The organism is Chitinophaga sp. CCNWYY40 (genome assembly GCF_037483205.1).
In the GTDB taxonomy this organism is placed as follows: domain Bacteria; phylum Bacteroidota; class Bacteroidia; order Chitinophagales; family Chitinophagaceae; genus Chitinophaga; species Chitinophaga ginsengisegetis.
On the sequence record NZ_JBBHLF010000006.1, the window covers coordinates 287,284 to 308,964 of the forward strand.

Here is a 21,681-nt window from a genome sequence, read left to right on the forward strand (position 1 = left end):
CACTTTCGTATACACGAAATATAGTGTAATTGTTACCTGGTTCATCCCCGGAAATGCCGGGTTTCCTGGTCCCGGGAATAAAACGCGGCGGCCCGTAAGTGAATCGAAACTACCCGGCCAGGAGCCAGTTGCCAGGTAATGCTAGTCCGTGGTAAGAATACCCGTTGGGTGAAATTAAGTGATTTAATTTCACCCAACGGGTTAATGCATAACAAGGCGCTGCTTTATCCGTGATCCTGATCAAGAAAACCGGGGATCATTGCCATCAATAAATCTGTTTTTTGTGTTAATACTGTATGCATGGTTCCCGGCAATATTGCCAGTTGTGAAGCAGGCATTGATAACTCGCCTAAGCTCCCGCCACCAAATAATTTGTACAAGGCTAAAATATGCGCTGGTTGAATAATATCCGCATCGCCGGCAATAATCAGGGCAGGCGCCTTAATGCTTCTGATTTCGTCCTCAGGCCAGTCCTGCACTGTTTGTTCAAACGCCCTTACTTTGGGAAGTTGTACGGACCAGTTTCCGGGATTCGCGGCCGTGTTCAGGTACTCCGTTTCATATGGACTCCCCTTCAGGGCTGCCTCCATCACTTCCGGGCTAAAAAGGGTTTTAAGATCCGGATGACGTCCGTTGCTGTTGTAACTAACAGAAGCCAGTACAAGTTTCCTGATCACACCAGGTTTGCGGATAGCTACCTGCAAAGCTACTCCTGCACCTGTACTATACCCGAAAATATCTGTTTGAGTGATATTCAAAACATCAAGTAATGCCATCACATCATCTGCAAGTTGTTCATAGGAAAGTGGGCGACCTGGGATATCAGTTGTATGGCCATATCCCTGGAATTCAACAGCGATGATCTGCCTTTCTGTGGCTAGTAAAGGAATCAGCTTCCCAAATGCAGTGCTGATTCCGGAAAGCGCGCCGGGCAACAGTAACAGCGGTTTTCCTTCACCATATATTTCATAATACATCTTTAGTCCGTTGACCTCTGCATAGTTACCACAGCTGTTTGTCGTGTTATTGGAAGAAATAATTGTTTTGTTCGTTTGCATGCCTGTTTATTTGCTTCCAAAGTTCTGAACTTGCCGGCAAACAAATCTTGGTGTGCACCAACATCAGAATATCACGTTGTTAAACAGCTTACTGAAATTAGTGGGGTCTATACCCAGGTAAGAGGCAATGTACTTGTGCGGCACAAGCTGAAGCAGGTGCGGGCTTTTCCGGCAAAAAGTTTTGTATCGTTCTTCAATAGTCATTGCACGCAGTTCAATATGGAGATCAATCATACCTGCCAGCATGGCTTCCGTCATTCGCCTGAAGAGCCTTTCTATTTGTTGCGATTGGTTAACCATTGTTTGCAGATCGTTGTAGGTGATGTACTCCAATTCGCTGTCCGTCAAACAAACTAAAAAGTATTTCGAAGGTACCTGGAACGAAAAAGACTCTGCTATGGCACATAAAAACGGGAAATAGGTAAAGGCAAGGGTATAGATTTTATCGCCGGTGTCAAAATAAGACATCTGGACACCGCTTTTTACAAAGTAAAGCTCCCGTTGGATCTGTCCGGGAACGGTAATGAACTCCCCTTTCTTAAACGACCTGGTACTAAGGCAATCAGTCAGCAAATGATAGTCTGTTATACTGATGTCGTGAAATTGTCTGAAAAATTCATATCGCTCCATAAAATAATCCTCTTCATTTTAACTAAAATTCCCGGCAAATATGAAAATAAACAGATTCATTATCTTGCGCAAATGAATTTTGGCCAGGATACCTCATTGCATAACCAGGCTTATCACAGATGATATCACCTGGAATAAGAAAGGACAAATGCTGGTCATTTACAATGACGCAAACTAATCTCAGCGCATAACCTTAATCCCGTAATCCTCTATTAGTCCGTAATCGTAAATATCATATTCATTCCCTGGCGGCTGCGTTTTCACATTGTACCATTTACCCGGATCAACCAATCCTGGCGCCGGCTTATTGTAAAATGGCCCTAAAACATTCTTCAGACTACCGGTTACGGTTACTTCAATCTTATTCGTTCCTTTTTTCACGAATTCCCCGATAGATAGCCTGTTGGGTTCAGCAGTGATAACGCCGGCAAGTACCCCGTTGACCTTTACCGCTGCCACCGTTCCCTTCCATTTACCTAATTCCACGGCGTATGATTTGGCCGGATCTGTTATAGTAAATGTTTTCGTATAGGTGATACCGTGTCCATATAAAGGTAGTCCCTGCTTATCCCAGTAACCAAACTGTAATGGTTGCGGTTTAACGATGCTCCAGCCGCGTGATGCCGCTTCCAGGCTGAAATCTCCCAAAATATAAACCGGTTCAATTTCAGCATAAACGCTCATTGGGGAAACGGTTACAGCCAGTTCATTATCCCCGGTTTTTAAATAGCGGCCAATCCGGTACACGCCAAAGGAGCGGTCCAGCCACCATTGCCCGGGTTCATTTTTAATGTACTCGCCATTAATCTTTACATCATGCCAAAGTTCCGGCTGCTCTATTACTGCTTTGAAATTCCGGTAATCAACGCCTGCGGCTATATTAAAATGATAGACAGCCCTGTACCCGGTACCAGTGGAAAAAGTATCCCGGCTTACAGTCGCCTGTTTAAATTGGGTACGGTTATTCCAGGGGTTGCCTACGCCATCCGTAAACCCGTGGTGTTTGAAAGCCGTATTGGAAGCTACACCTACATGTATATTAGTATAGTTTGAATCCGGCTTATGCAAGTGAAGGTTGCAAAAATCAATCGTCAGGTTGTTATCAAACGGCCTGCTTATTTTTGTTGCGGAAGCGTTCACGGTAGCCCATTCTGCGGCTGGTGCGTTTATTTTATATCCCGGTAATTTCTTATCCGCAATAAACAGCACCTCGCTTCCGGCGGGCGGGATATTAAAGTCGAAATGCACCTCCTGATCATGCAGCGAATAGTTAATGCGGGAAATACTTCCCGAATTCATATCCATCTGTACCACGTCCTGTCCCCGCATGTGGATGCTGCCTGAAGAGGCTCCGGTCATGCTGGCATTGGTTAACAGCAATAATTCCCCGTTGGCCAGTTTACGACGTTGATGATAAATGTTACCACCAATGCTGTCGCCTTTTAATCCTGATATGCTAAAGCCTTCATTATGGAACAGATCCGGTTTCATTTCCGGGATCTGGCTGATGATGGAAAGTTCATTGTTCACTGCTCCATCTACTAATCTTAATTGTTCAAAACAAATCACCTTTCCCCCGGCTGCGATATAGTCTTTCAGTAAACGGAAGGTGGCGCTGTTGATACTTTCCATACCCGGCGGAATCACTACCACCTTGTAAGCCCGTTGCCCTACTACAAAGCTGTTGCTATCAACACGGCCATGATCTTTGATCACGTTTTCTGAACCTAAATCATATTCCAAATGCGACCGTTGCATCTTTGTCACGAAATCATTAAAACTTTTGGTGATATCGAAGAAACGTTTGTTTTCCGCATCCCTGGCGTAATACATCCAGGCCGAAGTGGTGGGTTCAATTACCAGGATGTTGTTGTACTGTTGTCCTTTTGATAATAAGTAAGACAACCGTGTGAAGTAATGATTCATGAAACGGTAATAGGGCCACCAGGGTTCATGATAAGAGAAGCTGGGCGGATAATCGTATTTACGTGCCCCCGTGAGCGTCATAAACGATAAGTGCTGATTCAGGAAGTTAACTCCTAAGACAAACTCCCAGTCGGCCAGGCGTTTCATGTCCTTGAACGTAAGCTCCCAACCAGCGCCACCATAGGTTTCAGACAGGGTACGTGTTTTACCCAATTGATTAGCCACACTCCCCAGCTCCCTGACGGCGCGTATATTGCCAAACTGCACCGGTTTATCTTCATTAAACTGGTTGAACAGCATATCAATACCCGGCATTTGATGCCAGGCATACATGGCCATGTTATCTGGCCCGTGATAAGGGCTTGGCCAACCATGTTCCCAATAATGCCCCGTCCAGGTAAGCTGATGAGCACTCATATAGGCTGACACAGGTTTAGACCACCGGTCGATAAATAGTTCCAGCAAAACCTGGTAGTAATTATGGCGTACCCGTTTCCAGTCGCCTGTTTCTTTAAACAGGGATGGCAGATGTAATCTCAGATCGTAGTGCCAGTCTTTATAAAACCGGTCGAACAGATCAGGCGTCCAGCGTACGCAGTTACGGCCCTCGTTGATGATGGTGGGTTCATCAGAGAAAACGCCTTTGATGGTTTTGCCAAATTCATTGCCCACCACTTTTTCATAACTTTTGTATGCAATGTCGATGAACTTATCCGTAACGCCTTTGGCCATCAGGTCTACATAAGACACGCCAATAGGACCTGCCACCGAGCCCCGGTTGGATCGTTGATAATTTACTTTTTTGAATAACCGGTAATGCCCGGTTTTCGCTTCTTCTTCCTTCAAATTATTCGTTACATCTTTATAAGATCCATTTTCTTCTTTAAGAAATAAAAAGAAAGCAGAAAGATCATCAGGCAACCGGGTTGCTTCTTCCATATACAACATCTGACCCTGGTTGTAGGCTTCGGGCATTTGCTCTCCCACTAATCCGCCGGCAAAGCCTGTAGGGTATGAGTTTTCGTCGTATATCCAGATATTCAGTCCTAACTTTTTTCCCTGCTGAAGGGCATACTCAAATAAATCAAACCATTCTTTTGATAAGAACTCCGTAATTAACCCGGGGCGTGGATGAATGATCACGCCGCCAAAGTCATTTTTCCGGTAGTCATTCAGCATGGAATCGATATTTCTTTTGGTGATTTTCGTATTCCATACCCAGAATGGCACTGTGCCATAATCCCTGCCAGGGCTTTTAAACCCCGCTGCAACCTCTTCAAAACGTTCCAATGGTTGTTGTGCATTGGCATTGGAAGAAATAAATATAGCAGCGGGGAGCAAAGCACTGTACAAGAATAGGCGGATATTTGTTAGCATAGGTTATTTTTTCAGTTTATCGTTATTATCCAGCACGGTACGTGTGATAACACTTCTGCGGCCTGCGGGAGTGATAACAATGGTTTTGAGCGTGATTGTTTTCCCTCTGGGAACCGTAATAGTTACGGGTTCCCGGTATTCGTGATCATAGTCGCCCGGCGGACGGTTATTCAGTGTATAAAATATCCTGGCTCCCTGTACAGGTGGTTGTACTTCAAACCTGAAAGTACCGGTTATTATTGTTGTATCCGTATAATTAAAAACTGTAGGCACGCGGTAGTTGATACCGGCTTTATCGAAGCGCTCCAGGTGTAATGGTAATGCTGTGCCAGCGAAATGTGGATAGTCTTTGGCCGTTTCATCTGACCATCCTGTTTCCGCCAGCGCCAGCATACGTGGCAGCATCATATATTGGAGTTTCGAAACATCAGCGATGTTTTCCGTCCATATGCAGGCTTCCACGCCCATAATATGTTTACGTTCTTCTCCGGACAATGCAGGGTATTCCGGGTTATACTGATAGGCTTTCCATACCGGCTCATTGCCTCCGTGGCTGGATGGTTCCTGATCTGAAGCACTCTGCGCATAATCAAAATAAAGTCCGTTACGACTGGGCGCCAGCACGATGTCCAGCCCTTTTCTTATTTGTTCAATGGCGCCCTTTTCACCAAACCGGTTCATCACCGTGATGCTGTCTTTTGCATTGCCTGCTGCTACTTCATCCCAGGCAATCAGTTTTTTGTGTTTCGACTGAATAATCTTATTCACTCTTGAAATAAAATAAGTTTGCAGCTCGTGGGTATCATTGATGTGGTGTTCCTTCATGAAACGCTGCACACCAGGGCTTTTCTCCCAAAAGCCTTTGTAACATTCATCTCCGCCAACATGAATGTAGGGGTAAGGGAATAATGCCGCTACCTCACCGAATACTTTATCAAGAAACTTGTAAACCCGTTCATCCGTGGGGTTGAGGGAATTATCTACATACATTTCAAAACCTCCCGAGGGAAACCATTTGGCGAAGCTGCTGCCAGGGTTCACTTTGATATCACGATTCTGCGTAACGCACAGCTCGGGATAGGTTGCTATGGCGGCCATAGAATGACCCGGCACGTCTATTTCAGGCAGTATATCGATGTGTCTTTCAGCAGCGTAGCGGATAATTTCCTTCACCTGCTCCTGGGTGTAAAATCCGCCATCGGTGGCGGCTTCGCCGGGTTGTGGTGGCAGGGTATTGCCGCCGAACTCGATACGTGGCACACGCCAGGCGCCCACTTTCGTCAGCTCAGGACAACTTTTGATTTCCAGCCGCCATCCCTGGTCGTCGGTAAGATGCCAGTGAAAACGGTTCAGTTTATAGTAAGCCATCAGGTCCAGCAGGTCTTTGATCTGTTCCACCGTAAAGAAATGCCGGGAAACATCCAGCATGAGTCCGCGGTAGCCGAAGCGGGGAGCGTCTTCTATGGTAAGGCAAGGAACGGCTGCCGTTCCGTTTGTTGATGCGGGCAACAACTGCAACAAGGTTTGCATGCCATAAAACAAGCCCGCGTTTCTTCCGGTGAGGATAATGCGGTTTGGTGTTACCGACAGCCGGTATCCTTCTGCGGGGAGTTGCTCTGCACCAGTGGTAGTGATGAACAGTTCCGGCTGCGAGCCCGTGGTACCTGTTACTACCTTGTTGCTGAACTTCCAGGTGCTGAGTAAACGATCTGTGAAATATTCAACCACGCGCTTTTCGGGAACATCTGTCCGGATCAGTGTATTGGCGTTGAAGAGAAAGCTGCCCGTATCCATTTTTACAGAACGCGGCATGGGAATCAGCGCCGGTGTAGTCTGCTGCGCAACACTTCTGCCGGCACCAAAGCCCAGTAACACCAGGCAACAGGTATATATCTTTTTGCTAAAGTACATTACTGATAATTGTCGTAAACTATTTTTATTTTATAGAAACAGGCACCGTTCACTATTCTCGATCCCTGCCAATCCCCGCCTGATGTATAGAAATCAACTGTGCTGGAAGACCAGTTGTTGAGCGGGCAACTGATGGCAGGACGCGGATTTTTATTAGCGTCGGGCCGCACCAGTACAATCTGCCCGCTGGGTTGGTTCCCCATGCCTTTTACAAAGGTCAGGTTGTTTGTGGGCGACATGGAAAAGGTTTTTGTAGTTTTATTAAAGACATATTCCCCTCCGTTGGTAGTAACCCATAACAGGTTGGTATTGCCATAGTATGCGCTTACTTCATGTCCCCAGGCAGTAGGCAATGTAACGCGGTACTGTTTTAGTTCCGTTAATTCGGGGTTGGCAGCAGTGCCGCCAACAGCCAGTGCGGTGAGGATGTGTGTATTGCCGGATAAGTCCTGGCCGGTAACCCATAATCCATTAATCAACGGGTCCCATAATACGGCGTGTGCCGCGCCCAGTGTAAATTCCGCGTAGGTGTTGTTATCAGCTCCCTGTGAAGAAGCATACACCCTGATCCAGTTACCATCAGACGCCGCGAGGGCGATGTTACCATTAGGCAACAGTTCTGCCGAATGCAGGTTGCCACCGATCACTTTTGACCATACCCGCTGTCCGGATGGATAGCCAATCAACGCCGCCATACCGTTGTCGCTGATTACTGCATAGCTGGCATCTTGCCAGATTTTCATTTTCCGCACTTTGAAATCGGTGCCGCCGCCAAAGCTCTTAATTTCATTTGTACTGAAACCCTGTGCCGTAGTAGGCGACCATCTCCACTTTTTTGCATCCGCGGAATTCCAGTCTGTGATCATCGGATCATAAATCTCTATCTGCTTAGAGGCATCATTGGTTAATGCCAGCTGCAGTCCAGGATAGGACTGCACGACTGGCGGATTATTTGTGGGACCGGGATCTGTATTGGTTCCTGATTTTTTACTACAGGCCATTTGAAAAATAGCCAAAGCAATAGCGGCGCCTATCCATATTATTCTTCTCATTGTATCAATAATAGTTTGGATCAAATGCTTTCGCTTTATAAATAGCGGCTCCGCTTACAGTACGGGAGCCCGTTGCAGCGCCGGTGGTGGCATTATAAAAATTAACCACGGAGGTACACCAATCCCTGACGGGATACAACGGGCAGCCTGTGCTGGGTCGTGTTTCTATAAGCGTATTTTGTCCGGGTTGACTGCTGATAGCTTTCGTAAAGGTTCCATATGCCGCTCCGGGCATGTCACTGAAGGTTTCGGTGGATATATGAAAAATATGAACACCTCCATTGGTGGTAACCAGCAACTGGTCCGGGTTATTCACATCGGCTGCAAGGTCGTGCCCCCAGGGGCTTGGCAAAGTGTCATAAGAAGTATCCAAACGCAACTTAGGGTTTGTGATGGTGCCGCCGGATCCGGGAGGATTATAACTGTATTTTCTCAGCGAATTTCCCAGCGCCCAGAGCACCTGGTGTGTGGCATCCCAAAGTACTGCATGAACGGAGGTATAAAAGTATTGTGTGTATACGCCATGATTGGGCGAGGGTTGTGATGATGAATAGATACGGATCCATCCCTGCGGCCATGTTTTCCCGGCGCTGGCAACCACACAGTTGCCGTCAGGCAGTATTTCCATCGCATGCAGGCTGGTAGTGTCGTTAAAACCCATTACCCACAGCTTCTGCCCTTTAGTACCCGTGCCTGTGTAACGGGCTATGGTGGCCAACCTGTAGGAAGTGGCGGTGATCACCTGCGCGGTACCTGCAAATACGGTATTGTTCCTCACCTTGATGTCTGTAGGCGCCGTCCAGAGAGGTATTTCACTGGTGGCATTGTACGACAGTGCAGTGGTGGGTTTCCAGGTCCATTTAGGCGTAGTCCAGGCAGCATCCGCCGGATCATACACCTCAATGGTGTTTGGAACTTCATTGGTAATCGCCACCCAGCAACAGGTTGCCAGTTCTGTTTTGGGTTGCACCTTTTCCGGCGATTGATCCTCGACTTGCATCTGATCTGTCCGCCGGGAACAGGAAACTACGAGTAAAGCGAATACAATTGCTTTCCAATTCACACAGGTAGATCGCAGGCAGGATTTACCCGCCTTCATCATAATGTTTTTCATGACTGTGAGTTTTAGTTAGTAACCTGGGTTCTGAGTAAGTTTATCGTTCAGTAATACTTCTGCATTAGGTATCGGAAACAGCAGCCGGTTCTGGGTAACATTATAACTTCCTGCCTGCAGATAACTATACTTTGCCTTTTGTTGAACACCAAAGGCATTCATCACGGTGATAGCGTTGCCTGTCCGCACCAGATCGAGCCAGCGTTTATTTTCAAAGGCCAGTTCCACTCTTCTTTCTTTTAAAATAGCTGTTTGCAATGCTGCCTGATTGGTGCTGGTGATATTGTGTAACGCATCCCCAAAGGCGCGTTCTCTTACTGCGTTCAGATAAGGCAATGCTTCACCTGATTTGCCCTGTTGATTCAGGCTTTCTGCCAGCAGCAATAGAACTTCTGAATAGCGGTAAACCGGCCAGTTATCATTGGTTTGATTACCGATTGTATGCGTATGCAGGTACTTCTTTGGAAACGGCCGTCCTACTTTACCTGCCGGCGCAACATAATCTACGGCTGATTTAACCGCAGTAGCTGTAAAATCATCGGTGGCATTGAATGTGCCTTCTGCTATAGCGATGGAGGCATCGAGGCGCTGATCGCCCGATTCATATGCGCTGATCAGGTCCTGTGTAGGCGTGTTAAAGCCACCTACCGTGGTAACGCTGTTAAAGTTTACGCCAGTGACTACGGTAGTGTTAACCATACGCGGCAAAAAGTTGTAAACAGATGCCTCTACGTTAGCCTGTGGTACGGCCAGCCCGGTGTTAAACTGGATCTCAAATATGGATTCCTTACCGTTTTTATTATTCAGCTGAAATGCATCGCCATAACTTGAAAACAACGCATAGCCCATTGCAGTTACCTGTTTTAAAGCACCTTCAGCGAGGTCATATTTTTTCAGGGTGAGATATACGTCGCCCAGCAGGGTGAGTGCTGCACCTTTTGTAGCACGCCCGGTTTGCGGGAAAGTGGTAGCGCTCAGTTTGGCGGCGGCATCGGTAGCATCGGCAACGATCAGGTCGTATACTTCCTGCACGGAAGAACGCGGGATGTAAGTCTCTTCCCGGCTAAGCGGTGCACGCTTATAGATAGGTACTCCGCCATAAAAACGCACCAGGTCGAAATACACCAGGGCACGGATAAACTTAGCCTGGCCCAGGATAGCATTGCGATTGGCATCAGACAACTTAATATCATCAATATGATCTATGATCACATTTGCTGCTGATATGGCATTAAAACCTAAATTCCACTTTGGAGGTGTCTGGTTATTATATTTATCATCCAGAAAATCTGCTACGGCATAACGGTTTACGGTGGCTACTGCCTGGTCAGATGATTTATAATCGTAGTGCGTGTTATCTGAACGCATTTCGCCCATTACCCAGGCGCTTCTGTTATTATAAAGCCCTCGCAACTGGCTATAGGCACCGTTCACGGCCAGATCATAATCGTTCTGGGTTTTGAAGTAGTTGCCCAATGTTACATTGTTGGGATTGACTTCGGAGAGAAATTTCTTACATGATATCTCCACCAAACTCAGTATCACTAATATTAAACAGGAAATCTTTTTCATTTTTACTGATTTTTAAAGACCGAGATTCAAGCCAAACGTAAATGTTCTTTGCAGTGGATAAGCACCAAGATCCTGCCCCTGCTGCGTTACAAGTGCCAGCCCGCCTGCGCTTACTTCGGGGTTGCCCGGGTAGCTGGTGAAGATGTATACATTTTGTGCTGATGCATACACTCTTAAGCTTTTGATAACAGGTGTCCTGAATTTTCTCAGCATATACCCGAGTGTGATATTGTTGATTGTGAGATGGGAAGCATCATAAACAAACAGCGTATTATCGGTACGGTAAGCCCCGGTGGTGTTAGCTAAAGTACGCGCCACTTTTCCATTACCCGGATTGGCCTCGGAGCGCCAGCGATCGAGTAATTCCGGCGGACCATTAAACACGCCGTCCAGGTTGTACGTACTTTCCTGCATACCATTTTTCAGCTTGTTGCCGTAAGTACCTGATATAGCGATATTCAGATCGAAGTTTTGGTACTGAAAGGTGTTGCTTAAGCCAAATATAAATTTGGGATTAGGATCTCCGATCACAGTCTGATCATCCGGGAAGGTGATCTTGCCATCGCCATTTAAATCTTTAAATCTCACTGTTCCCGCCTGGGAGAGCGTAGTGGTACCGGTTCCATAATATTTAGGTCCGGCATCTGCTTCCGCCTGATTTTTGAAGATGCCGTCAAATATATATCCATAAAACTGGCCGATAGGCTTACCAACAAGTGTCCGGTAATCGGTGAACTCAGATAATGTTCTTGTCGGGTTGTCGGCAAAAGAAATATTATTTAACCCAATTCTTTTAACAAGATTTCTGTTAAAAGAGATATTAAAATCTGTGTTCCATTTAAGTTTTCCAACCAGGTTTTTAGTGCTTACAATAAACTCATGCCCCCATTGGCTGATATCTCCCAGGTTATCCTGCACGGTTGAAAAACCCGAAGATTGCGGAACAGGTAGTACGAATAACAATCCAGTCGTCAGCTTATTATAATAATCATAAGAGAAGTTAATCCGGTTGTCAAACAGTCCCAGATCGAAACCGGCATCAAACTGCCGGTTACGTTCCCAGGCCAGGTTCGGGTTACCCAAACTGGTTTGTACTTTTCCCGGAGCCAGGGTGCCTGAAAAAGTATAATTGGCATTACTAATACCTGGTATGGTGGTATAGTTACCGATCTCATTCATACCGGTTAAACCGAAGGTGGCTCTTAGTTTCAGTAAACTCAGGTTCGGCACATTTTTGAGGAAGGACTCATCACTGGCGATCCAGCCGGCACCGATAGAAGGGAAAGTTCCCCATTTGTTATTATCGCCGAAACGTGACGATCCATCTCTCCTGATGGTAGCCTGCAAAAGGTAACGTTCTTTATAGCTGTAGTTTAAACGACCCAGGAGCGATGCCATTGTCCAGGCGTTAAAGCTGGAAGTATTGGTAGTAAAACGGGTAGCAGCACTTAAATAAGAAACGCTGTTATCCGGAAAATCGCGGCCAACCATATCGCTTGCAAAACCTGTAGACCGCTGTACGGTAAAACCACCCAGTAAATCCAGTGAATGATCTTTACCAAATTGCTGCCGGTAGTTCAACGTATTTTCATTCAGCCAGGAGTAATCATTATTAACTATGGCTTCTCCCAAAGCAGTATTATTGCCTGGCGGCGGATTTTCCATAGGTATTGCGTTAAAGCCGCCTATTGAAGTAGATGGAATAAACCTGTTGCGGGTCATGTTCCCAAGGTCGGCGCTACCAGATGTGCGGAAGGTGAGATGATCGGTAATCTTTACTTCTGCAAACAAATTGGCCAATACACGTAACCTGTTAGCATCATCCTTCACTTCGAGCAATTGCCTCAGCGGGTTGGCCCATACAAACTGGTTGGTAAACCCTGAAATGCCCAGGGCCAGTGAGCCATCCGGATTGTAAGGAGAGCCCATTGTAGGCATCATGGAAGCTGATGCAAAAATAGCACGCTGGCCATCCACGTTAAAGCCGTCCCCCTGCCTGTTGTTATGCTCCAGTTGCAAAGAAGGTGCAACACCAAAGCCCACCTTCACCCGCTTGCCAGGGTTGAAATCACCATTCACGCGCAATGAAAAACGCTTATAGCCGGTATTTACAAGGATACCCTGCTGGTCAAAATAGCCAGCCACGATACTGTAGGCAGCCTTATCGTTACCTGCATTGATAGACAGGCTATAGTTCTGCACAGGCGCATTCCTGGTCAGCACGCTGAACCAGTCCGTACCTTCGCCATATTGTTCAGGGTTCTGATATACCGCAGGTATACCGCCGGTGTAGCCTTCGTATTTGATCTTATCTTCATAAAAACCTTTCATGTAAGTAGCCAGTTGCGTGGCGTTCATAACCGGCGGGATCAGTTCACGCATCATTGAGGCGGTTCCGTAATAGGAATTGAAATTTATTTGCGTAGCGCCGGATTTCCCTCTTTTGGTAGTAATGATTATCACACCGTTGGCGGCGCGTGAACCGTATAAAGCGGTGGAGGCGGCATCTTTCAGAATAGTAAACGACTCGATTTCGTCGGGGTTAATGTTGTTGATGTTATCGGGGTTAGCCGGCATAGGCTGTCCGTCTACCACTACCAATGGGCGCACGCTGGACGTAAATGATGCGGCGCCGCGTATACGCAGGTCCATCCCCTGCCCTGGCCGGCCGGTAGTTTGCGCTACCTGGGCTCCCGGCAGCTTGCCTTGTAACCTTTCCGCGAAAGTACCCGTTGGCTGGTCTTTAATATCAGTAGCAGATAGCTTTGCTACCGAGCCTATAATTTCACGCGAACTTTGTTTGCCATAAGCAACTACTACCTCGGTGAGCTGTGAGGTGGATTGTTCGAGCTGCACATTGATAACAGTCTGCCCATTGATCGGTACTTCTTTGGGGGTGTAACCCAGGTATTTGAATGATAACACGCCGCCTCCATCAGGCACACTCAGCGTATAGGTACCATCAACTTGCGTGGCAGTTCCGATCTGAGAGTCTTTCAGCCTTACGGCAACGCCGGGTATCGGGTGATTCTCTGTATCGGTAACGCGTCCTTTGATGGTCATGTTAACCACCGTTGGTTCGGGTTTACGCGTTACCACGATTGTGTTTTCATGAATTGAATAGGTATAGGGCTGACTGGCGAAACTTTTCCGCAGTACTTCTTCTACAGTGGCATTGGTTACCTGTAAGGCTACCGGCTGTGCGTCTTTTAAAATTTCAACATTCCACACTACATTATAACCCGTTTGCTTGCGGATCTGACGGAATACTTCCCGGAGAGTGATCTGTTTGGCTGATAACGTAACCTTTTGAGCATAACCGGAGGCGCTGACTTCCATTAACGCTGCGATCATTAAAACAAAGGTGAGTTTCATAATCAACAGGAATTTTTTATACGTGGCGCCGGCTTTTTTTGGGCACACGTCAGGTATGTAAAATTTCATTACATTTGATTGTTTGGGTTTAATAATCAGAAACTGTGACTACAATAGCTTTCGAAATTTGTTTTTCGCAGGGTAAGCTCAAACTATCCGGGGGCGCTGGAACGCTCCCGGTTTTTTATTGCCCCTGCTTTTGCAGATGATTTTTATGGCATAACTGTGATCCTCCTTCCGTTTATTTTAAAGTGTACGGTACCTGTTAATTCCAGCATATTTAATACTTCGGAAACATTCTTTGACCGCGATAGACTACCGCCAATAGCTTTTCCTGAAACATCGCCCTGATAGCTGATCTCTACATCATACCAGCGGCTGATCTGCCGCATGATGCTTTCTATTTTTTCATTTTCAAATAAGAAGTAGCCGTTTTTCCATGCAACAGCTCCTTCTGTATCTCCATCTTTTATATTGATTTTGCCGGAAGTCCTGTTTAATATTGCTTCCTTACCAGGCGCCAGCAAGGCATTTTCCTGACCACAACCTACTTTTACGGCGCCTTCAAGCAGCGTAACAATATTGTGTTGTTCATCAGGGTAGGCATTAATATTAAAATGTGTTCCCAATACTCTTACGGTCATAGGCGCTCCTGATCCGGCATTTACCGTTACAAAAAATGGCCGGGCATTGTCTTTAGCCACTTCGAAATATGCCTCACCGGTAAGTGTTACATTCCTTTCATTTCCGGGAAAGGATGCAGGGAAACGCAGTGAGGAACCTGCATTAAGCCACACTTTGGTGCCATCCTGCAAAGTCATTTGGTACTGGCCGCCATAGGGTGTGCTCAGGGTATTGTAAACGATGGAGGCAGCGGCGCTACCGGCCTCCTTATTATAAAGCAGGCTGCCACTGCCGGTTTTATTCACCGAGGTGTTGCCCTGCTGGGATATGAGCCCGTTTTTGGCCTCTTCCAGCACTACCTTATCACCGTTAGCCAAGGTCAGTATCGCTTTGTTTCCTCCGGGACCAATGTCTTTAACATCCCGGGCGATAGCAACCGGGCTGGTTGAACGGTGAATCTGCGGGTAGTAAAAGTAGGTGGCAAATCCCACGATAAGCAGTACAGATGCAGCAGCAGACAGGTACCAAAGGCGCCTGGTAGTGCCGGATCTGGTTACAGGGGTATTGATTTGTTGATTCATACGCAGGAGCATACGCAAACGTACCTGTTCCTCTTCATCCGCATTTTCTGACGGCCATTCAACATCGGTTTGATTATGATCCTGGTACCAGGCCATTAACTGCGCCTCCTCTGCCGGTGTAATGGTGCCGGCAAGGTATTTTTCGATCAGGTGATATATATTATCCTTCAACGTATAAATTTTATCCTTATGCAGATATGTACCATAACTTCAGCTTTCCCCTTAGCGGGGGAAATATTTTTTATGCGCTACCTTGCCCGGCATAATATGGATATTACAGTTACACAGAGATGTACCATGAGGTTGATCTTTACCCTTAGTGAGCGGAGGATTTTTTTTGAAGAAATTAAGAAAGTAACATTTTAACGATTATGATCACCCATAAATAGGGGCGATTCAACTTAACCTTCAGTACTTTCAATGCTTTGGTAAGATGCGCTTCGGCCGTTTTCTCGGCAATGCCCATTCTTTGGGCTACTTCCGGTATACTTAGTCCTTCTTCCCGGCTTAGTTTAAACACCAGGCGGCATTTCTCCGGTAAAACTTCTACTATTCCATTAATATGTTGCTGCAGGAACCTGGTGTAGATCTTTTCTTCATCCCAGGTGGTGATGATGGGATCGGCGGCCTGTTCTTTTATCTCATCCCTCCGCTTCTGCCGCACATATTGTTTAAACACAGATAATCTCACTGCGGTAGCGAGATAGGCATCTACTTTATCGATATAAAGCTCCTTCCGCCTGTTCCAAAGGCCGATAAAAACTTCCTGCACTATTTCTTCTGCAATTACTTTATCCCTGCAATGATGATATGCAATGGCCAGTAATTTCTTCCAGTAGCGGTCGTAAATTTCAGTAAAAGCATCGCCCTTGTCCTCGCGCAGGAACATTATCAAATCTGCATCAGTTTGTTGCCGGTACTGAGTCATGTGATTGGTATGGTACACAAGAATATAAAAATAAATCGAGTTTTTGTACCTGTACATGAAAAGATAATATTTAGGAGAAAAGATACCGCGGCAGATGCCAATTCTTAAAGAGGCTATTATCGGTTATCTTTGGTAGTAAGCTCCATTTCTGATCTACAAATATTCCAAATATGAGCAGGCAGATTCTTAACAGATCCATTAAAGTTGACGGTATCGATATTTTCTACCGGGAGGCCGGCGACAGGAAACACCCATCCCTGTTGCTTTTGCACGGGTTCCCGACCTCATCTGTAATGTTTAAAAATCTGATGACAGCCCTGTCAGACAGGTTTCACCTGGTGGCTCCTGATTACCCCGGATTTGGATTCAGTGCATTCCCGGATAAAGATCTTTTTGAATATTCATTTGGTAATATATCTGCATATATTAATAAGTTTACAGACGTGATCGGCCTGAAGTCGTTCACCATCTATCTTCACGATTATGGCTGCCCTATTGGCCTGCGGCTATGCGTAAACCACCCTGAAAAGATAGAACGGATAATTGTACAAAACGGCAATGCGTATGATGAGGGCATTGGCCCGCAATGGGATGAAACCATAGACTACTGGCAAAACCCCACCCCTGAAAAGAAAGAAAAAGTTGCTGCCTTCCTGAGTGAGGAAGGCGTAAAAATGCAATATACTGCGGGGGTGCCCGAAGCGCTACTATCCAGTGTCAGCCCTGAATTATGGAGACTCGATTGGGAGCTTATGAAGCGCCCCGGTAATATTGATATGCAGTTTGAGCTAAATTGTGATTTCGGGAATAACATCAGCATGTTCCCGGTCTTCCAGGAATATTTCCGTGTTCACCAGCCTCCTGCTTTAATTATATGGGGAAAATATGATGTATTTTTTGGCGTGGAAGAAGCTTATTGTTATCAGAAGGACTTACCCCGCGCCCAGACCCATATTATCGATGGCAGCCATATGGTACTGGAAACAAATTTTGACGAAGTGTTACATCTTATCAGTACTTTTTTAATAAGCAAGTAAATGACTTATGGATATCGACAATATAATTGATAATATATATCCGCTACCGGAGAAATCAAAAGCTTTGCTGAAGGAAAACATTTACGAAATAACTTTCCCCAAAGCGCACATTTTATTTAAAGTGAACCGGATATCTTCCAAAATATATTTCATACGGAAAGGTATGGTGCGGGCATTTGCCAATCCGGGTGATGAAGATATAACCTTCTGGTTTGGGAAAGAAGGCGACGCGGTTATATCCATGAAGAACTATGTTCAGAACGAAAAAGGCTATGAAACCATAGAACTGCTGGAACCCTGTGATTTGTACGAACTAAATACGGAGCATCTGCGTAAGCTGTTCAATGAAGATATCCATATCGCTAACTGGGGACGCAAATTTGCCGAGCAGGAATTGATAAAAATTGAAGAACGGCTTATTTTCAGACAATGCAGAACGGCTTTGGAACGCTACAAAGAACTGATGTTAACCGACCCTGAAATACTGCAACGGGTACAGCTTGGCCACATTGCTTCTTACCTCGGCATGACGCAGGTTAGTTTAAGCAGGATCAGGTCCGGATTGAAATAGATTACTTAATTTTTATCATTTGTAAAATTTTTAGTGCCCGATACGTGCGAACTTGCTATTCTAAAATCAATCACTATGAACTGGATTATTTTAATTATCGCAGGCTTGTTTGAAGTAGCATTTACTTCCAGCCTCGGAAAAGCAAAGGAATCAACCGGCACCGCCATGTATTTGTGGTATAGCGCTTTCGTGTTTTCATTAGTGGCCAGTATGCTTTTACTGATGAAAGCTACCCAAAGCCTGCCCCTGGGAACCGCCTATGCGGTATGGACAGGTATCGGGGCTGTAGGCACCGCCCTGATGGGGATCTTTATTTTTAACGAACCTGCTCATTTCTGGAGGATGTTCTTTATAATAACATTGATAGGTTCTATTGTTGGGTTGAAAGCGGCGTCGCATTGATAAATAATAGTCATTCTGTGCTTTTCAGAAGCTATTCACTTAACATCATCAAGAACTTTCATCAGTCTGTTTAACTTTGTCTGACGGGCATCTGCATGCTCTTCCCATAATTTTAAGATTCCTGGTGAAAGTTCTCTCTTGATGGACACCTTTGCCAGATCCTTAATATCGTGATCTATTGAACCTTCAAGATATAATTGTCCAAAAGCAGTGGCAACGATTGCAGCGTCAATACCTGTCATATAACGAATCCCTAAATCGTTCTGCTTTAAATAGGGCGTCAACTTTTCAATGGAAGTTTCCCTGATATCAAATTGTGGATATCCCCAATTTTCAATTTGATCATGTAGAAATTGAACAGGGCTTTCTGAACCATGTGTTGCCCGCCAGTCCTTAAACCCGGCATAAGTGTCTGCTCCATCATCGCTACCAAAAGGAGCTGTTTCTTCTATTACGCTAAAAAAAAACTCATCATTCATTAATCGCTTAGCGTTCGGATGGGCTTTCTCAAAAGTTGGGGAATAATCTGAATCCATGGTTTTTATGATGTTTTTAATTGTATCAACAGGAATATCCGGCTTAGCGGAGTGCTCCTTTTGCATTAGACCACAGCTTGTTGACGCCAGCAGTAAAGATAAAATAATGAATGTTCTCATTTCAATTATAGATCATCCCGAATATGTCTTTTTTTCAAAAGAACCTCTTAAACAGTAGAACGTTCTTATGGTATTCTCATCTCATTCAGGTTACAGTAAATATATTATAAAAAGAATAGAAATTGATTTGAATTAATCCTACAATAAAAAAGCTTAAGTCCGATGACTTAAGGCGCTTATAATCTTTTCCAGTGACCCGAAAATCGAAGGATACAACAAGGAGCTTTTGTTTATATAAAAATCTTCAACGAATTCACTATAATATTTTAATCAATCTGTTATATTTGTCGAAACCTATGGAGATGATTTCTGCAAATGATTTCTGGGATTGGTTCTCAGCAAACAGTAATAAATACTACTTTCTTAACGATACAGATGATGAGACAAAGGAAGAACTTATGGATTCACTTCTTGAGAAACTTCATGACTATTCAACAGGATTATATTTTCTGGTCGGTGGTTCACCAAACGAGCAACAAGAACTCATAATTACTGCAGAAGGAAATTTAGCATATTTTGATGACGTAACCAATCTGGTAAACGTCGCTCCGAAACTGGAACATTGGAATGTAATTGCATTCGTGCCTGCACAAGGATTTGAGTTCAAAACTCAATACAAAACCGTTGAACTGGATCCGTATAAACTGTGGTTTTTACCGCTGAAAAACAATGAAGATGCTGAGAAATTAGGGATAAGAATCGGTGTTAGCCAGGTAATCCCGGATGCTGAACAAGCAGACTTCTTAACTGCCGCATACATCGTTCTGGATACAATTCTGGGAGAACAAAAAGCTGCGGAAGATATTGACTATCTTGACATCCAGCAACTACCAGCTAATTTCGATGAGCTGGGTTATCATGAATTGACCAGCCTGGCAGCATACATTGATTGGTTCAAAAGTTAAACAGCGGTTATTATAGCAAAAAAAGGCCCGTGCGATGCACGGGTCCTTACCGAATGAAATCGCCGCTATTACTTCTGAATACGGCCCTTCTATATTCTATAATTCCCGGATAACCCCTCTAAAACGTAGGCGGGGCTGCATTCAAATCAGCATCCAGGAAATCAGTGATCATAGGTATCAGCAAATCCGTCCGCTGCATCATACCTATATGTGTGGTACCTGGTATAATGGCGAGGCGGGATTTAGGCAGCCCATGTATATCCCCCATTTTCCCACCGCCTTTGGCGCGAAACAGTTCCAGTGCATGCTCATACCGTATACCGTCGGCGTCGCCAATGGCCATGAATATTGGAGCCTGTATATTTTTTACGTCTTTGGACCAATCATAAGGCTTCAGGTCTATACTGATAACTTTCTTCACAAATTCAGGGAAATGGGCCGGATCGTTTCCGAGGCTGTCATATTGTTTTTGTATGGGTGAGCCCTTGAACATATCCGCATTAATGGTAGCATACATGGCTTCTACATCGGGCCACCAGCCGTCGTGGGTATAGGCGCCAGACAACACCACGAGCCTGCGTACCTGCTCAGGATGACGCACCGCAAACTGGAAGGCCACTCCGCCTCCCATGCTATAACCCACTATGTCGGCACTATCTATTTTGAGGTGCCTGAGCAGGCCGGATACATCATCTGCCATTCCTTCGTAACTAAATTCCCGGGGAATGTCTCTTGTGCGGCCGTGGCCTTGCATTTCCGCCACTATTACTTTCCGGTCGCCGGCCAGCAGGGGTATGATGTGCGACCAATTCAGGGGTATGGTCATGTAAGAGCCGTGCAACAGTACAATGGGCTTACCTTTCCCATATACCTCATAGTACATTTTCAGTCCGTTTACGTCTGCATAACCGCTTTCAGCCGGTTTTGCATGCTGGCCGGCAGGCGTTTTCGCGGGCCCAGCAGAATTGTTTTCTTGATCCTTCGGACGCGGCTGACAGGAGATTACTATTGTCGCCACAACCAGGAGAATAGCTATAATACGTTTATTCATATCGTGTGTTTTTATTACGATACAAATTTCGGCAACAATACCGTATCACTTACAGGGTGTATGCGACAAAGATAGAGCTAAATACGACACCCAATTTACCAGGGCACTTCACCACCGTCTTTGAAGAACCTGCCTGTTACAGTTCTGTCTGTTAACATCGCCAGTTGTACAACCGGCTTTGCGCCTTCAGCAACATGCTTAGTCCCTTTAAACTGATTGAGATCCGTTGCCGTGTGACCCGGTGTAACACTATTGACTGCTATATTTTCCTCACGCAGCTCGTTCGCTAACATAACGGTAAAAGCATTCATGGCAGTTTTAGAAGAACCATATGCTGAAAAATCGCTCCAGCCGGGACGTCTGCCGGCAGACATGTTCATAGTTAAAGATCCTACTTCACTCGATACATTAATGACCGACGGAGCGGAAGATTTCCTTAACAACGGCAACATCACCTGTGTAGTTTGAATCGTGCCAAAATAATTCGTTTCAAATAAGCTGCGGATAATTTCCATACTGCATTCAGAAATATGCTGCGGCTGTTCTCCTGCAATACCGGCATTGTTTATTAGTAAATCAAGGGAATCGATTTTACTATCCAATTCAGCCTTTGCCCGCCTGATAGAATCGATGTCGGTTACATCGATCTGGATAGCGGCCACATTAAGTATTCCGGCAGCTTTCAACTGATCTGCTGCATTCTGTCCGTTAATAATATCCCTGCTGCCCAGATATACAAAATTCCCCAACTGTGCCAACTGCCTGGCCGTTTCAAAGCCTACGCCCTTGTTAGCACCGGTTATTAAAACGGTTCTCATAAAAGTCCAATGTTAAAATTAAAAAGATAACCATTCCGCTTATCCCGGATTGTCAAAGCAAATTCACGGCGAAGCGAAATACACTGCAAACCT

Annotated in this window: 17 protein-coding genes; 4 read left to right on the plus strand and 13 right to left on the minus strand. The window is 45.4% G+C overall.

The window, feature by feature from the left end:
* Positions 1 to 224: 224 nt before the first annotated feature.
* The 10 genes from V7S65_RS23950 to V7S65_RS23995 all read right to left on the minus strand — a co-directional run bounded on the left by V7S65_RS23950 (position 225) and on the right by V7S65_RS23995 (position 16,148).
* The gene (locus tag V7S65_RS23950) at positions 225 to 1,058 is read right to left on the minus strand and encodes an alpha/beta fold hydrolase (protein WP_336388046.1); all 834 of its coding nucleotides are present in this window, start codon (positions 1,056 to 1,058) and stop codon (positions 225 to 227) included.
* 63 nt (positions 1,059 to 1,121) lie between these two features.
* On the minus strand, positions 1,122 to 1,688 hold the full coding sequence (locus V7S65_RS23955; protein ID WP_111579255.1) for a Crp/Fnr family transcriptional regulator: 567 nt from the start codon (positions 1,686 to 1,688) through the stop codon (positions 1,122 to 1,124).
* A gap of 180 nt (positions 1,689 to 1,868) precedes the next feature.
* Positions 1,869 to 4,991, minus strand: a complete 3,123-nt coding sequence (locus V7S65_RS23960; RefSeq protein WP_336388047.1) for a glycosyl hydrolase — start codon at positions 4,989 to 4,991, stop codon at positions 1,869 to 1,871.
* Positions 4,992 to 4,994: 3 nt separating this feature from the next.
* Complete coding sequence (locus V7S65_RS23965; protein ID WP_336388048.1) at positions 4,995 to 6,902, minus strand: beta-N-acetylhexosaminidase; 1,908 nt, start codon at positions 6,900 to 6,902, stop codon at positions 4,995 to 4,997.
* Positions 6,902 to 7,954, minus strand: coding sequence for a DUF6528 family protein (locus tag V7S65_RS23970; protein ID WP_336388049.1), 1,053 nt, complete (start codon positions 7,952 to 7,954; stop codon positions 6,902 to 6,904). Before V7S65_RS23970 ends, V7S65_RS23965 begins: the two co-directional genes overlap by 1 nt.
* A gap of 4 nt (positions 7,955 to 7,958) precedes the next feature.
* Positions 7,959 to 9,068 (minus strand): hypothetical protein, encoded by a 1,110-nt coding sequence (locus tag V7S65_RS23975; RefSeq protein WP_336388050.1) that lies wholly within the window; start codon positions 9,066 to 9,068, stop codon positions 7,959 to 7,961.
* Between the two features lie 15 nt (positions 9,069 to 9,083).
* Entirely contained in the window at positions 9,084 to 10,640 is a 1,557-nt protein-coding gene (locus tag V7S65_RS23980) for a RagB/SusD family nutrient uptake outer membrane protein (RefSeq protein ID WP_079472642.1), read from the minus strand.
* Positions 10,641 to 10,652: 12 nt separating this feature from the next.
* On the minus strand, positions 10,653 to 14,015 hold the full coding sequence (locus V7S65_RS23985; RefSeq protein ID WP_336388051.1) for a TonB-dependent receptor: 3,363 nt from the start codon (positions 14,013 to 14,015) through the stop codon (positions 10,653 to 10,655).
* 212 nt (positions 14,016 to 14,227) lie between these two features.
* Positions 14,228 to 15,391: a FecR family protein gene (locus V7S65_RS23990; RefSeq protein WP_336388052.1), complete on the minus strand. Its 1,164-nt coding sequence runs from the start codon at positions 15,389 to 15,391 to the stop codon at positions 14,228 to 14,230.
* A 175-nt stretch (positions 15,392 to 15,566) separates the two neighbouring features.
* Positions 15,567 to 16,148, minus strand: a complete 582-nt coding sequence (locus V7S65_RS23995; protein ID WP_336388053.1) for an RNA polymerase sigma-70 factor — start codon at positions 16,146 to 16,148, stop codon at positions 15,567 to 15,569.
* 170 nt (positions 16,149 to 16,318) lie between these two features.
* Here V7S65_RS23995 and V7S65_RS24000 point away from each other — a divergent pair, with 170 nt between their 5' ends.
* The 3 genes from V7S65_RS24000 to V7S65_RS24010 all read left to right on the plus strand — a co-directional run bounded on the left by V7S65_RS24000 (position 16,319) and on the right by V7S65_RS24010 (position 18,158).
* The gene (locus V7S65_RS24000) at positions 16,319 to 17,185 is read left to right on the plus strand and encodes an alpha/beta fold hydrolase (protein WP_336388054.1); all 867 of its coding nucleotides are present in this window, start codon (positions 16,319 to 16,321) and stop codon (positions 17,183 to 17,185) included.
* A gap of 7 nt (positions 17,186 to 17,192) precedes the next feature.
* Positions 17,193 to 17,756, plus strand: a complete 564-nt coding sequence (locus V7S65_RS24005; RefSeq protein WP_336388055.1) for a Crp/Fnr family transcriptional regulator — start codon at positions 17,193 to 17,195, stop codon at positions 17,754 to 17,756.
* A gap of 75 nt (positions 17,757 to 17,831) precedes the next feature.
* On the plus strand, positions 17,832 to 18,158 hold the full coding sequence (locus V7S65_RS24010) for a DMT family transporter (protein WP_336388056.1): 327 nt from the start codon (positions 17,832 to 17,834) through the stop codon (positions 18,156 to 18,158).
* Between the two features lie 35 nt (positions 18,159 to 18,193).
* Here V7S65_RS24010 and V7S65_RS24015 read toward each other — a convergent pair whose 3' ends face one another.
* Positions 18,194 to 18,814 carry a hypothetical protein gene (locus tag V7S65_RS24015; protein WP_336388057.1) on the minus strand — a complete coding sequence of 207 codons (621 nt, stop codon included), beginning with the start codon at positions 18,812 to 18,814 and terminating at the stop codon, positions 18,194 to 18,196.
* Positions 18,815 to 19,110: 296 nt separating this feature from the next.
* On the opposite strand from V7S65_RS24015, the gene V7S65_RS24020 reads away from it, so the two are divergent.
* Positions 19,111 to 19,719 carry a hypothetical protein gene (locus tag V7S65_RS24020; protein ID WP_111579243.1) on the plus strand — a complete coding sequence of 203 codons (609 nt, stop codon included), beginning with the start codon at positions 19,111 to 19,113 and terminating at the stop codon, positions 19,717 to 19,719.
* A 118-nt stretch (positions 19,720 to 19,837) separates the two neighbouring features.
* Here the strand turns inward: V7S65_RS24020 and V7S65_RS24025 are convergent, their stop codons facing one another.
* Together V7S65_RS24025 and V7S65_RS24030 are read right to left on the minus strand one after the other, a co-directional pair.
* The gene (locus V7S65_RS24025; protein ID WP_336388058.1) at positions 19,838 to 20,770 is read right to left on the minus strand and encodes an alpha/beta fold hydrolase; all 933 of its coding nucleotides are present in this window, start codon (positions 20,768 to 20,770) and stop codon (positions 19,838 to 19,840) included.
* 95 nt (positions 20,771 to 20,865) lie between these two features.
* The gene (locus V7S65_RS24030) at positions 20,866 to 21,588 is read right to left on the minus strand and encodes an SDR family oxidoreductase (RefSeq protein WP_336388059.1); all 723 of its coding nucleotides are present in this window, start codon (positions 21,586 to 21,588) and stop codon (positions 20,866 to 20,868) included.
* Positions 21,589 to 21,681: the final 93 nt, after the last annotated feature.